This is a genomic window from Leisingera sp. NJS204, assembly GCF_004123675.1.
In the GTDB taxonomy this organism is placed as follows: Bacteria; Pseudomonadota; Alphaproteobacteria; order Rhodobacterales; family Rhodobacteraceae; genus Leisingera.
In genome coordinates this window covers 56,672-70,000 of the sequence record NZ_CP035417.1, presented here as the reverse complement: position 1 = coordinate 70,000, position 13,329 = coordinate 56,672, and the positions used below count along the sequence as shown (strand labels likewise).

General features: G+C 60.4%; 12 protein-coding genes, 1 tRNA gene and 1 rRNA gene (1 of these 14 running past the window's edge). 8 read left to right on the top strand and 6 right to left on the bottom strand.

Annotation, left to right across the window (positions count from 1 at the left end; translation table 11 throughout):
* The 3 genes from ETW24_RS00335 to msrP all read right to left on the bottom strand — a co-directional run.
* Positions 1-167 (bottom strand): 16S ribosomal RNA (locus tag ETW24_RS00335); it reaches 1,299 nt to the left of the window's first position.
* Between the two features lie 858 nt (positions 168-1,025).
* On the bottom strand, positions 1,026-1,649 hold the full coding sequence (gene msrQ / locus ETW24_RS00330) for a protein-methionine-sulfoxide reductase heme-binding subunit MsrQ (RefSeq protein WP_129369261.1): 624 nt from the start codon (positions 1,647-1,649) through the stop codon (positions 1,026-1,028).
* A 13-nt stretch (positions 1,650-1,662) separates the two neighbouring features.
* The gene (gene msrP / locus ETW24_RS00325) at positions 1,663-2,568 is read right to left on the bottom strand and encodes a protein-methionine-sulfoxide reductase catalytic subunit MsrP (RefSeq protein ID WP_129369260.1); all 906 of its coding nucleotides are present in this window, start codon (positions 2,566-2,568) and stop codon (positions 1,663-1,665) included.
* Between the two features lie 276 nt (positions 2,569-2,844).
* Here msrP and ETW24_RS00320 point away from each other — a divergent pair, with 276 nt between their 5' ends.
* On the top strand, positions 2,845-3,282 hold the full coding sequence (locus tag ETW24_RS00320; RefSeq protein WP_129369259.1) for a DUF302 domain-containing protein: 438 nt from the start codon (positions 2,845-2,847) through the stop codon (positions 3,280-3,282).
* A 98-nt stretch (positions 3,283-3,380) separates the two neighbouring features.
* The gene (locus ETW24_RS00315; RefSeq protein WP_129372789.1) at positions 3,381-3,947 is read left to right on the top strand and encodes a hypothetical protein; all 567 of its coding nucleotides are present in this window, start codon (positions 3,381-3,383) and stop codon (positions 3,945-3,947) included.
* A gap of 16 nt (positions 3,948-3,963) precedes the next feature.
* Here ETW24_RS00315 and ETW24_RS00310 read toward each other — a convergent pair whose 3' ends face one another.
* Positions 3,964-4,107 carry a helix-turn-helix domain-containing protein gene (locus ETW24_RS00310; RefSeq protein WP_164982657.1) on the bottom strand — a complete coding sequence of 48 codons (144 nt, stop codon included), beginning with the start codon at positions 4,105-4,107 and terminating at the stop codon, positions 3,964-3,966.
* Positions 4,108-4,247: 140 nt separating this feature from the next.
* On the opposite strand from ETW24_RS00310, the gene ETW24_RS00305 reads away from it, so the two are divergent.
* Positions 4,248-4,670, top strand: a complete 423-nt coding sequence (locus ETW24_RS00305; RefSeq protein WP_129369257.1) for a hypothetical protein — start codon at positions 4,248-4,250, stop codon at positions 4,668-4,670.
* A 60-nt stretch (positions 4,671-4,730) separates the two neighbouring features.
* On the opposite strand, the gene clpB is transcribed toward ETW24_RS00305, so the two are convergent.
* A complete protein-coding gene (gene clpB / locus ETW24_RS00300; protein WP_129369256.1) occupies positions 4,731-7,349 on the bottom strand; it encodes an ATP-dependent chaperone ClpB in 2,619 nt (872 codons plus the stop codon).
* 336 nt (positions 7,350-7,685) lie between these two features.
* Between clpB and pyrF the strand changes: the two genes are divergently transcribed.
* Together pyrF and ETW24_RS00285 are read left to right on the top strand one after the other, a co-directional pair.
* On the top strand, positions 7,686-8,402 hold the full coding sequence (pyrF, locus tag ETW24_RS00295) for an orotidine-5'-phosphate decarboxylase (protein ID WP_129369255.1): 717 nt from the start codon (positions 7,686-7,688) through the stop codon (positions 8,400-8,402).
* A gap of 802 nt (positions 8,403-9,204) precedes the next feature.
* Entirely contained in the window at positions 9,205-10,458 is a 1,254-nt protein-coding gene (locus ETW24_RS00285; RefSeq protein WP_129369254.1) for a DNA polymerase IV, read from the top strand.
* 20 nt (positions 10,459-10,478) lie between these two features.
* Here ETW24_RS00285 and ETW24_RS00280 read toward each other — a convergent pair whose 3' ends face one another.
* The gene (locus ETW24_RS00280; RefSeq protein ID WP_129369253.1) at positions 10,479-11,339 is read right to left on the bottom strand and encodes an N-formylglutamate amidohydrolase; all 861 of its coding nucleotides are present in this window, start codon (positions 11,337-11,339) and stop codon (positions 10,479-10,481) included.
* A gap of 162 nt (positions 11,340-11,501) precedes the next feature.
* Between ETW24_RS00280 and ETW24_RS00275 the strand changes: the two genes are divergently transcribed.
* From ETW24_RS00275 to ETW24_RS00265, 3 genes are all read left to right on the top strand, one after another.
* Positions 11,502-11,576: transfer RNA gene (locus tag ETW24_RS00275), tRNA-Val, on the top strand.
* A gap of 78 nt (positions 11,577-11,654) precedes the next feature.
* A complete protein-coding gene (gene ykgO, locus ETW24_RS00270) occupies positions 11,655-11,780 on the top strand; it encodes a type B 50S ribosomal protein L36 (protein WP_005648635.1) in 126 nt (41 codons plus the stop codon).
* 396 nt (positions 11,781-12,176) lie between these two features.
* A complete protein-coding gene (locus ETW24_RS00265) occupies positions 12,177-13,193 on the top strand; it encodes a Fe(3+) ABC transporter substrate-binding protein (RefSeq protein ID WP_129369252.1) in 1,017 nt (338 codons plus the stop codon).
* Positions 13,194-13,329 lie beyond the last annotated feature (136 nt).

Below are 13,329 nucleotides of genomic sequence, written 5' to 3'. Positions count from 1 at the left end.
GGCGTATAAGGTATTACTCACCGTTTCCAGTGGCTATTCCTTAGAGAAGGGCACGTTCCCACGCGTTACTAACCCGTCCGCCGCTCCCTCCGAAGAGAGCGCTCGACTTGCATGTGTTAGGCCTGCCGCCAGCGTTCGTTCTGAGCCAGGATCAAACTCTCAAGTTGAAAAGCTGTTGCCAGCTTATCCTTGACGTTCGAACCTCTGCACATCACTGGTTGCTTTAACAAAACGCTCAAACACGGGGGCTTGAGACGCCTTGCGATCCGACCCGGCTAGGAACCGGAACTGCAACCAATTATTCTCTGTCTGTTGTGCTTGGTTTCAAAAGAAACCGAAGCCGAACAAGACAGTGAAGCTGACACTCAATCATCGGAAGCGAACTTCCTATGAGCGTTGATATACAGACGTTGATCCATCGAAACGAACCAAACCGCCCACATATCTCTTCAGTTATCCATCAATGTCAAAGAGCAGCACCAAGAGGCCAAAAACAAGACCGATGCGCCAGTATTCCCCAGCGCGCCCGCCTGTCAGATCTATCAAAGTGCCTCAGTCTCTCCTGAGCGTCCGGCCGCCTCTCCAGCCCGTCCCACCGTCTCTCCGGTGTGTTTCCCGTCCCGTCCTGCGTTCCCGCCGTCCCGTCCGGTGTGTCTCAGCAGCATCTCGTCGCTGCCGGTGAGGGGGGTTCTAAGGTTAGACCAACAAACCCGCAAGCCAAAAAACAGCAAAAACCGAACTTTCCGAAGAGAAAAGATGAAAATAAAACAAAATCAACAGCTTACACGTCAAAAAGTCAGCAATACTGACCCGGATGCTGCAGCCGCAAACACCCCGGAACACCCAAAACACCCCGCCACAGGACTTACCCACAGACCAGTCCAGCTTATCCACAGACCCGCAGCCAGGAGTCACAGCAAATCACCCCGGAAAACGAGTCGCCAAGGACAAAGCCAGCACAAAACAAAAAAGACGGCCCAAATAGGACCGCCTTTCAAGTCATACGCCCATACCGCGGATCCGATTTAAGCCCGGCCTGATGCCCTGGGTGCAGACTGCCGCTTCCGGAATTGAGCGGCAGGCAATCGAAGGGCCAGCAGGACAACCACCACGCCAAGATAAAACAGCGGTTCAATTTGGAAGCCCTTAACAAGCATCACGTAGTGCAGCGCCCCTAGAAGAGCTGCCGCATAGGTCAGCTTGTGCAACCGCGGCCAGGCACGCCCCAGCCGCCGGACAGCGAAATTGTTGGAGGTCAAAGCCAGCGGAAGCATCAGGACAAAGCCCCCCATGCCAATGGTGATATAAGGGCGCTTGGCAATATCGCTGAGGATCTGGCCAATAATCTGAACGTCCAGCACCAGCCAAACCAGCAGATGGCAAGACACATAGAAGAAGCACAGCAGGCCGATCGACCGGCGGAACTTCATCAGGTTCAATCCCAGCAGCCGACGCATCGGGGAAATGGAAAGCGTCAGGATCATCAGTTGCAGCGCCAGTTCGCCATATTCATGTTCCAGCGCCTTGATCGGCTCTACCCCCAGGCCGCCAGTGAGGCCAAGGTAAAACAGCCAGAACGCAGGCAGTGCCCCGAGCAGATAAACTGCCCAGACTGGAAAGCGGCGGAAAAGCTGGTTTACCGTGTCCATCACGCGGCTCCGGTCAGAAGTGCTGGGCAAGGTCCATCCCGTCATACAGGGCGGCGACTTCGTTCCCGTAGCCATTGAACATCCGCGTCGGCTGGCGCTTGGCGAACAGCCCGCCGCCAATGCGGCGCTCGCTGGCCTGGCTCCAACGCGGATGCGAGACATCGGGGTTCACGTTACTATAGAAGCCGTATTCCCGGCCATTGGCCATATTCCAGCTGGTCGGCGGCTCCTGATCCGTCAGGGTGATGCGCACGACGGACTTGATCGACTTGAAACCGTACTTCCACGGAACCACCAGCCGCAGCGGTGCGCCGTTCTGGTTGGGCAGCGGTTTACCGAAGATACCTGTTGCCATCATCGTCAGCGGGTTCATCGCCTCATCCAGGCGCAGGCCTTCGCGGTAGGGCCAGTCCAGCACCTTATAGGCGGTGCCCGGCATTTCAGATGGCCGGTACAGCGTCTCAAATGCAACGTATTTGGCGCCGTCCTGCACGCCTGCAAGGTTCAGCAAATCGGCAAGTTCGAATCCTTGCCAGGGCACCACCATGGACCAGGCCTCGACACAGCGGAAACGGTAGATACGCTCTTCCAGTGTCATTTCGCCCAGGATCTGCTCAAAGGAATATTCACCCGGCTTGTCCACCAGACCGTCAATCTTGACGCTCCAGGGCGTAGTGGTCATCCGGTCCGCGTATTTGGACGGTTCGCCTTTGCCGGTGCCGAACTCATAGAAGTTGCAGTAGTTGGTCACTTCTTCCCAAGTATTGGTCTCCAACGCCGCCTCCGCGCGCACGCCAGTGCCCAGCGCCGCGGCCAGCCCGCTGCCTGCCAGCCCCGCCATGATCTGGCGGCGGTTCCAGAACGCAGCCTCCGGTGTTGCATCTGCAAGGGTCAAATCATTGGTCCAGCGGCGCGCCATCTGCGTCTCCTGAGTTTACTGCTCCCTTTCAGGTAACGGTCCCGTGCGCAAAACCCAAAACATATCCTGTAACGACTGCGCGAGAGAACTGTAACGTTGCACAGCCTTCTTCATTCCGCGTTAACAAAAGGAGCTTTCAGCGGCGCGGCGCCTGAACCGGCTATGCGGAAACTTTCCGGTGGCGGTTGCCCCCATCTCATGCAAAAAATGTAATATGTTAGCGCACGGCCCTGCAGGGCAGCGGGCGCGTGTCAGCAATCACCAGGGAGATGCCCGATGAAGATATATGTAGTTGCAGCCGCCCTTGCCATCAGCACCGGCACGGCTGCGGCGCAGGACATGGTGAGCTACACCACCCCCCTGCCCTTTGATGACGTAACCTTCGGGCTTGAAAGCGCCATCACCAACCGGGGCCTGCGGATCGACCACATCAGCCATGTGGGCGACATGCTGGAACGCACCCGCGCCGATGTCGGCTCGGATATTGTGCTGTTTGAACATGCGCAGGTCTTTTCTTTCTGCTCCGCCAAACTGTCGCGCCAGGTGATGGAGGCCAATCCAATGAACATCACCTTCTGCCCCTATGACATATTCGTCGCTCAGACCCCCGGCGCAGATGACGTCACCATTGGGTTCCGCGCCTTCCCCGAGGGCGAGATGCAGGTGATCCACGATCTAATGGACGGCATCGTGCAGGAGGCGATTGAGGAGTAAGCTCCGGAGTACCCCTGGTTGCAAAATTTCCCGCTGCACTGCCTGCGTGATTTCACTATGCTGGCCGGAAACTGAAATTCCGGCACGGGCAGACCATGATGAAATCCCTTTTTGCTTACCTGATGATGCTGGCAGCCGCTACGCTGGCTGGCTGCGCCACCGGCCCCACGGCGACCAAGAACGATGTCCAAGAACTCTCGCTGGCGCTGCAAACCCTGGATCCGAAAGTGGACCCGGTTGAGGCCCGCCGCGCAGCCGAGATCGCCTACAGCTACTCCGCCAGGCTGGCCGAGCAGTATAATGTCACCACCTCGCCGATCCTGCACAACACGATGGTGAACACCGGGGTCAAGGACCGCGGCCTTTGCGTGCATTACGCCGAGGACATGCAGGCGCGGCTTAGCCAGGAGAACTTCCAGACGCTCTCGATGCTGCGCGCCATTGCCGAACCTAAAAACGATTTCCGCATCGACCACAGCACTGCGGTGATCGCGGCCAAAGGCGACGGAATAAATGAGGGCATCGTGCTTGACCCCTGGCGCTATGGCGGCAAGCTGTTCTGGTCCTCCACTACCGAGGACGGACGCTACAATTGGGAACCCCGCCTGCAGGTCCTGCGCCGCAAATATGAACGGCGGGTGGCCAAGGACGCGGTCGCTCAGTGAAGCTGTACCCCTGGGACTACGGGTCAGCTGCGGCAATAGCCGCCCGGAACTGACCCGGGGTCATTCCGAACTGCTTCTTAAATGCGCTGATAAAATGGGACGTGCTGTCATAGCCGACGGCCAGCACGATGCCGGTGACCGCCTCCCTGGTGTTTTCCAACAGCCCTTTGGCCTGATCCAGCTTTGCAGAAACCTAACCAGGGTTTCTGATCGGATTGCAATACTATTGATCGGGTTACGTTAGCGGCCTGCGATCATCCCAGCCATGAACTGCTCATCGAGAGAAAAAAGGAGATCCCGATGAGCAACTGGGTAACGCTTGAAATGGAAGTACTGGAAGGGCGGCTTGCAGAACTGGAACCCTTCCTTACGGACCGCCTTCCGGCTGTTCGCGGCTTTGACGGCGCCGCCAGAGGTTCGTTACTACAAAAGGCCGGTGATCTGATGGCAAACTGTTCCATAGGCATTTCGCGCCGCACGGCCCTTAGCTGCACAGCCGCAGCCGCCGTGGCGGCCTGCCTCTCGCCGGTATTTGCCGCAACGGCACCGGCAGAGATACGGTTCCATACCGTAAAGCTCCGCAAATCCGGCACAGCTGAATACCCTCTGGGCATGCGCCACAACCCGTCGTCACTCAGCCAACTGGCACTGCAGAATGAGGACTTTTGCCTGATCCTGGCCGGTGAACGCACCCGAACGGGCGCGCGCCGTTTGGAACTATAGCGTCCCCCCATTCAAAACAAAGGCCCGCCATCGCTGGCGGGCCTTCCTCGTTGCTTCTCCTCAATGCACCACGGCATCGTCAGGCTTGGGCCGGTCTGACGTCCCCAGCCGGTCGCCGATGATCAACCCCTCGCTGCCGGCCGAGACCGGGACGGTGTCGCCGTCCTTGACCTCGCCGCCCAGCAGGGCCTCGGCGAGCGGGTTTTGCAGGGCGCGCTGGATCACCCGCTTCAGCGGACGGGCACCAAACACCGGGTCATAGCCCTCATCCGCCAGCCAGGTCTTGGCCGCCTCATCCAGCTCCAGCGCGATCTTGCGCGCCGCCAGCCGCTTCAGCAGCCGCGCCAGCTGGATTTCGACAATGCCGTCCATATCCGCCCGCGCCAAACGGTCAAAGATGATGGTCTCATCCAGACGGTTCAGGAACTCGGGCCGGAAATGTGCCCGGACTGCATCCATCACATCACGCCTCGCGTCCGAGGCATCCGCGCCTTCGGGCAGCTGGCTGAGCGCCTGCGCGCCCAAGTTCGAGGTCAGAATGATCAGCGTCTGCTTGAAATCCACGGTACGGCCCTGCCCGTCGGTCAGCATGCCGTCATCCAAGACCTGCAGAAGCACGTTGAACACATCCGGATGCGCCTTTTCGACCTCGTCGAACAGCACCACCTGATAGGGGCGGCGGCGCACCGCTTCGGTCAGCATACCGCCCTCGTCATAGCCGACATAGCCCGGCGGCGCACCGATCAGCCGGGCGACCGAGTGTTTCTCCATGAACTCGGACATATCAACGCGCACCATCGCGTGCTCGTCGTCAAACAGGAAGCCGGCAACCGCCTTGGTCAGTTCGGTCTTACCCACGCCGGTCGGCCCAAGAAACAGGAACGACCCCAGCGGCCGGTTCTCGTCATTCAGCCCCGCGCGCGCCCGGCGCACCGCATTGGCCACTGCGGTCACCGCAGTGTTTTGACCGATCACCCGGCGGTGCAGATCATCTTCCATGCGCAGCAGCTTCTCGCGCTCGCCCTCCAGCATCTTGGAGGTCGGAATACCGGTCCAACGCTCCACAACAGCCGCGATCTGCTCCGGCCGCACGGCCTCTTCGACCATCAGGCCCTTTTCTTCGCGGCTCTCGGCATCGGACAGCTGCTTTTCCAGCCCCGGAATAACGCCATAAGACAGCTCTCCCGCCTTGGCGAGGTTGCCTTCCCGCTTGGCTATGTCCAGGTCGGCGCGGGCACGGTCCAGTTGCTCTTTCAGGTCGCGAGCCCCTGCCAGCTTGTCCCGTTCCGACTGCCATTGAGCGGTCATCTCGGCCGACTGCTCCTGCAGGTCCGACAGTTCCTTCTGCAGCGTCGTTAACCGGTCCTTGGAGGCCGCGTCGTCCTCAAGCTTCAGCGCCTCTTCCTCGATCTGCATCTGCAGGATCTGCCGGTCCAGCGCATCCAATTCTTCGGGCTTGGAATCCACCTGCATGCGCAAGCGGCTGGCGGCCTCGTCCATCAGGTCGATGGCCTTGTCCGGCAAAAAGCGGTCGGTGATGTAGCGGTTCGACAATGTCGCCGCCGCAACCAAGGCCGCATCGGCAATCCGCACCCCGTGGTGCAGCTCATACTTCTCCTTGATGCCGCGCAGAATCGAAACCGTGTCCTCCACCGTCGGCTCGGTCACCATTACCGGCTGGAACCGGCGGGCCAGCGCCGCGTCCTTCTCCACATATTTGCGGTATTCATCCAGCGTGGTCGCGCCAACGCAGTGCAGCTCGCCGCGCGCAAGGGCGGGCTTGATCAGATTGGCGGCATCCATCGCGCCGTCGGATTTGCCGGCGCCGACCAGCGTGTGCATCTCGTCGATGAACAGAATGATCTCACCCGCGGCTTCGGTCACTTCTGTCAGCACCGCCTTCAGGCGCTCCTCAAACTCGCCGCGGTACTTCGCACCGGCAATCAACGCGCCCATATCCAGCGACAGCAGCTTCTTGTCACGCAAAGACTCCGGCACATCGCCGTTGATGATGCGCAGCGCCATGCCCTCGGCAATCGCGGTCTTACCCACGCCCGGCTCACCGATCAGCACCGGATTGTTCTTGGTCCGGCGCGACAGCACCTGCATCGAGCGGCGGATCTCCTCATCCCGCCCGATGATCGGGTCGATCTTTCCCTCCCGCGCCGCCTCGGTCAGGTCACGGGCGTATTTCTTCAGCGCATCATAGCCTTCCTCAGCAGTGGCTGAGTCAGCGGTGCGTCCTTTGCGGATGTCATTGATCGCCTCATTCAGCTTCTGCGCAGAGACGGCACCGGCTTCCAGGGCGTCCTTCGCCTTGGACTTCACCAAGCACAGCGCCATCAGCAGCCGCTCAACCGGCACAAAGCTGTCGCCTGCCTTCCCGGCAATCTTGGCAGCCTCGTCCAGCACCTTGGCAGTCTGGCCGTCCAAATAGATCTGCGCCGCATCTCCGCTTACCTTCGCCTGCTTGGCGACAGCAGCCTCGACAGCGTCAACCACGCGCGCCGGTGCGCCGCCCGCGCGGGAGATCAGGTTGCTCGCCAGCTCCTGATCATCATCCATCAACGCTTTCAGAATGTGCTCCGGCACCAGCCGCTGGTGCCCCTCGCGCATCGCAATCGTCTGCGCCGCCTGCACGAAACCGCGTGCACGCTCAGTGAACTTGTTCAAGTCCATCTTGCTCTCCTTTATCAAGCGCCCGATGTTTGGCAGCGCCCGCCCTGCGGCACGCCCCTGTCCGGGCCTCAAGGTTCAATGTGGGAAGCAAACCAGCCGCTTCAAGATCATTAAACACCGAAAAGATGAGCAAATCCCTGACCTGCGTCAACTTCGCCTGGCCGCCACAGGAGCGACCGCGCCGCGGCGACGCGGCGCCGGGCCCAAAACTGTAATCTGTCCCCGCACGGGGGCAGCTTCAGTTGCGGGAGCCCCGTCTGCACCTTGCCCAACCGAAGCCCCTTGCGTATGAAACGCCAGTTTCACGCCAAATCCGCCAAGAGTAAGGACCGCCCCATGACCCACCCCCCGCGCGCCGACGACCGTCTGATTGTTGCCATGGATGTCCCCGACGCGCTGAATGGCCTGAAGCTGGCCGAACAGCTGGGAGATGCGGTCTCCTTCTACAAGATCGGCCTAGGTATGCTGACCGGCGGCGGGCTGGCGCTGGCAAATGAGCTGAAGCAAGAGCACGGCAAGCGTATTTTCCTCGACATGAAACTGTTCGACATCGGCGCCACCGTGGAAAATGCGGTGCGCGGCCTGGCCCAGTTCGATCTCGACTTCCTCACCGTGCATGGCGACCCTTACGTTGTGCAGGCGGCCAAGGAAGGCGCTGCCGGCAAAGACCTCAAGATCCTCGCCGTCACCATCCTCACCTCACTGGACCGCCAGGACCTGGACGGCGCTCTGATCAAAGAGGGTGCAGTGCAGGATCTGGTACTGGAACGCGCAGGCAATGCCTTTGCCGCCGGCGCCGACGGGGTTATCGCCAGCCCGCAGGAAGCGGCCCTGATCCGTGCCCTGCCCGAAGCCGAAGGCAAGCTGATCGTCACCCCCGGCGTCCGCCCTGCCGGTGCCGACCTCGGCGATCAAAAACGGGTCGCGACACCTGCGAGCGCTATTGCTGACGGTGCCGACCATATCGTTGTTGGCCGTCCAATCTGGCAGGCAAACAGCCCCCGCGCCGCGGCTGAAGCCATCCTGACTGAGCTGGCCGGCGTGCAGGATTAATACCGAGAAGCACAGGCTGCCTGCGCTGCGCGCAGTGCAGGCGCCTTCTTGCCCAAAAATTAGGCAGAAATAAATCTTTTGCTCTATGCACAATCCGCCAGTGGGAGCCATGGTTCATAAGTATAGTGACGCCACGTCAAACACTTCATTTCACTGAGAAATCCGCCGAGAGTGGCAAAATCTGCGCCAAATTGCCCTGTGCCTTCAAAAGCACACCACACAGCTCCGCAAACTCTGCCCGCTGCCGTGGACTTTGCGAATTACCGCCGACTGAGCGATTCTAGGACTTGAGACACTCCCCAGACGGGCTTTTCTTCCTGAGACCCGTCACCTCCCCCCGCTAGTTAGCGGGGGATCTTTCTTTCAGCCTCATGCAGACCGCCCACTCCGCAAGGCAGCGCCTTAGCCGTCCGGCAAGATGCGGCACCGCCAAAGAGTGCCCGCAGCAGATATCCGGCGGCATCAGCGCCCATCCCTGCCCTTCACCTTCGAACTTCACCTGCCCGGCTGCAGCACTAGGCCAAATTCTTCCCGGGTCTTCCGCAGCGTGTATACTTCGGGACGTTCCTTCCTCTCGCGACTGCCGCCCGGCAGGTCTCAGTGCCCAGGGCGTGGAATATCCGGCGTGTCATCACGCAGGATGACACGCAGCTCCCGGCCCAGAAACAAGGCCACATTCGCGCCGGAAAAATTTTCTCGCCCTAGTGCCATGATCTGTCGCTTGGCGCCCCGCCACGCTAAAGACAAGCCTTCCGCCGCAAGCTAGACTTGCCGTTCCAGTCATTCAGCCACTTGCCCCGCCATGTATGCCCTTTGCCGAGACTGTCTGAAAGAAACCCCCGCCGCCCGGCGCTGTCCGCATTGCGGCAGCCCGCGGATCAAGGCGCATGCAGAGCTGTTTTCCCTCACCATCGCCCATATGGACTGCGATGCCTTTTATGCTAGCGTCGAAAAGCGCGACAATCCAGAACTGGCCGCCAAGCCGGTGATCATCGGGGGCGGCAAACGCGGTGTGGTCTCCACCGCCTGCTACGTCGCCCGCATCCGCGGAGTGCGCTCGGCCATGCCAACGTTCCAGGCCTTGAAACTTTGCCCCGATGCGGTGTTCATCAAACCGCGGATGAGCGTCTACGTCGAGGTCAGCCGCGAAATCCGCAAGATGATGAACGAGCTCACCCCGGAGGTGGAGCCGCTGTCGCTGGATGAAGCCTTCATGGACCTCAGCGGCACCGAAAAACTGCACGGTGCGCCGCCCGCCGTGATGCTGGCCCGGCTGGTCAAACGGATGAAGGACGAATTGGGCGTCACCGGCTCCATCGGCCTGTCACATAATAAGTTTCTGGCCAAAGTTGCTTCCGACCTCGACAAACCGCGCGGGTTCTCGGTGATTGGCAAGGCAGAAACCGGTGATTTCCTGCGCGAAAAACCGGTGCGGCTGATTTGGGGCATCGGCCCCGCCGCCCAGGCAAGTCTGGAAAAGGCGGGCATCCGCACATTCTCGGACCTTTTGCGTTGGGACCGCGAGGCCCTGCACAGCCGCTTCGGCTCCATGGGGGACCGGCTCTGGCACCTGGCCCGCGGCCAGGACCGGCGCCGGGTTTCGGCCAATGCCCCCGTTAAATCAATTTCCAAAGAAACCACGTTTTTTGAAGACACCGCCAGCATAGACATTCTGGATGGCCATCTGTGGCGGCTTGCAGAACAGGTTTCCGACCGTGCCAAGGCGCGGGAACTTGCAGGCCGGGTTGTCACTCTCAAACTGAAACGCGCCAATCATTCCGCATTGACCCGGCGGTTGACACTGCGCAGCCCCACCCAGATCGCCGACCGCATTTACCGCACCGCACGCAACCTTTTGGACCAGGCGGGTGACCAAGGACCCTACCGGCTGCTGGGCTGCGGCATCTCTGAGCTCGTGCCCGAGTCGCAAGCCGACGAAACCGGCGACCTGCTGGATCCGCAGGCCGGCAAGCGGGCCGAGGCTGAACGCGCCACCGATGCCATCCGCAAGCGATTTGGTGATAGCGCGATTCTGAAAGGCCGCGCGTTGCGCTGAGCCGCGCAGGCGTTTTCTTCTTACTCCGCCGCCAGCGGCAGCTCCTCACGCCCAATCGCCGCAATCTCGGCAATCACTTGGCGCAACAGCTGCTGCAGCGGTTCAAAGTTCCCGTTGGGCCGGATTTTAGCTTCATCCATATACAATGCCCGGTCTATTTCGATCTGAACCGCGTGCTGCCGCCGCGATGGGCGGCCATAGGTCTGGGCGATATAGGCACCGGCAAACGGCGTGTTGCGGGCAACGTTCAGCCCGGCCGCAGCAAAGGCAGCCTCGATCCGGTCCACAACGCTGCTATCAGCTGCGGCGCCGAAGCGGTCGCCCAGCACCACTTCGGGTTTGCCGCCCTTGCACGGAACCATGGTGTCGATCGCCTCATGCGGCATCGAATGGCAATCGACCAGAATCGCTTGGCCGAAATGCTGATGCGCCTGCTCCAGAAGCCCCTTCAGCGCTTGGTGGTAGGGGTGCCAGCAGCATCTGATCCGCTGCTCTGCTTCCGTCGCCGGCAGTTTGCCGCGGTAAATGGCACGGCCATTGGCCACCACCCGGGGAATCACCCCAAGGCCGGACGCCACCCGCGGATTCTGCCCGCGCCGCTGCACCCCTTCGATCACCGCCGGATCCAGCTCATCCGGAGACCGGTTCAGATCCAGGTAGGCACGCGGTTTGACTGCCATCAGCAGCGGTGATCCAAACTCTGGCGCGGCCTTAAACAGCCGGTCTACAAAGGCGTCCTCCGAGCTGCGGATCTCTTTTCGCCCCAGAATCGACTGGGCCAGAAAGGAATCGGAATAGTCTGTGCCGCTGTGCGGAGAGGCAAAAACCACGGAGGACGCCAGTTTCTGCGGTGAAATCACGGAAAACGCTGTATCAGGCATCCTTGCTCCGGTGCTTCTTGTGCAAGAAACAGCATATCGCGGAAATTTCTGCGGTCAAAAGCTCTTGCACCCCTGAGCGACTCTATTTATAGACCCCCTCACCGGCGCGGCACCCCGCGCCCCTTTCACTTCTAAGGGGCAGGACGGCGCGCAGGCCAGAGTGGGCGATTAGCTCAGCGGTAGAGCACTTCGTTGACATCGAAGGGGTCACAAGTTCGATCCTTGTATCGCCCACCATTCATTCACGGCTTCGGCTCCGGCCAGGCCACCCGCTAACCCAGGCGCTGGTTCGCGCCGCAGACAAGGAGAGAGACCATGAAGGTCAAGAACTCGCTCCGTTCGCTGAAGAACCGGCACCGCGATTGCCGGGTTGTGCGCCGCAAGGGCCGCGTTTACGTGATCAACAAGACCCAGCGCAAGTTCAAAGCGCGCCAGGGCTAAGATCCGACACAGCGACACGCAGAAAACCGCATCATTTGATGCGGTTTTTTTGCGTTTGGCAACTGCGGTTTCCAGAAAAGACACAGGCAAACGCTCCCGCGCCCGCAGATCCCCCGGCCAAAACCGGGCGAGTCTTCGCGGCCTTGGGCATGGCACCGCGCATGGCGCGGTGCCATGCCCAACCGAAGCGGACATTGCCAGAAGTCCGGCGACGGGCGGGAGCGCGCCCCGGCATCTGCCCCTGCTCTTTAGCTCCTGCCCGCCTGCTCTCAGTTGCCGCCAGTCAAGACCGAGAACGCACCAAGTGTTTCAGTCGGAAATCCGTTGCATCTTCTGCCAATTGCTTTAATTGACTATTTCAGTCGGAATAAAAGCCACAGAAGAACGGGACACCCAATGCTGAAAGCCACCACCGTACTGGCCGGCGCCCTGACCGCTGCCATTGCCACCTCAGCTGCCGCCGAAGGCGAGCTGAACATCTATTCATCGCGCCACTATGACACCGACGAACAGCTCTATTCGGAATTCGAAGCGGCCACCGGCATCACCATCAACCGCATCGAAGGCAACGCGGACGAGCTGATCGCCCGGATGAACGCAGAAGGTGAGAATTCCCCTGCTGACATCCTGATCACCGTCGACACCTCGCGCCTGACGCGCGCCAAGGACGCCGGTGTGCTGCAAAGCATCAAAAGCGATGTACTGGAAGCCCGCGTGCCCGCCTATCTGCAGGATGAGGACAATCAGTGGTTCGGTTTCAGCCAACGCTCACGGATCATCTTCTATGACAAGGATGAAGTGGCTGACCCGCCGCTCACCTATCTGGATCTGGCAGACCCCGCCTACAAAGGCCTGGTCTGCATCCGCTCTTCCAAGAACACTTACAACCAGACCCTTTTGGCCTCGATCGTGACTCACCACGGCACCGAAAAAGCCCGGGAATGGGCTGAGGGCGTCGTCGCCAACATGGCCCGCGACCCGCAGGGCGGCGACACTGACCAGATGCGCGGCATCCTCTCGGGCGAATGCGATATCGCGGTGGCCAACACCTACTACTTCGCACGTTCGATCCGCAAAAACGTCAAGGGCATCTCGGACGGCCGCGATCAGATCGGCTGGCTGTTTCCCTCGCAGAATACAGAAGGCGCGCATATGAATCTCTCGGGCGGCGGTGTGGCAGCCCATGCGCCGAACAAGGAAAACGCCGTCCAGTTCCTGGAATATCTCGCCGGTGATTCCGCCCAAGCGTATTTCTCGGCCGGGAATGACGAATACCCGGCGGTGCCCGGTGTCGGTCTGGCCCCCTCGATTGCGGCGCTTGGCCACTTCAAACCGGATGACGTGAGCCTTTCGGACGTTGCCAAGAATCTTCCCGAAGCACAGAAGATCTTTAACAACGTTGGCTGGAAGTAAATCCAGCCGTCAGCCAACACGTTAAAAGCGCGGCTTGGACCGCGCTTTTTTTTGCAGCGACCGGTTCCCCAGAAACACACTGGCACGTCCCTTGACGAAAGATTGAAGCTGACCGAGCTTTTGCTAGACCCGTTCG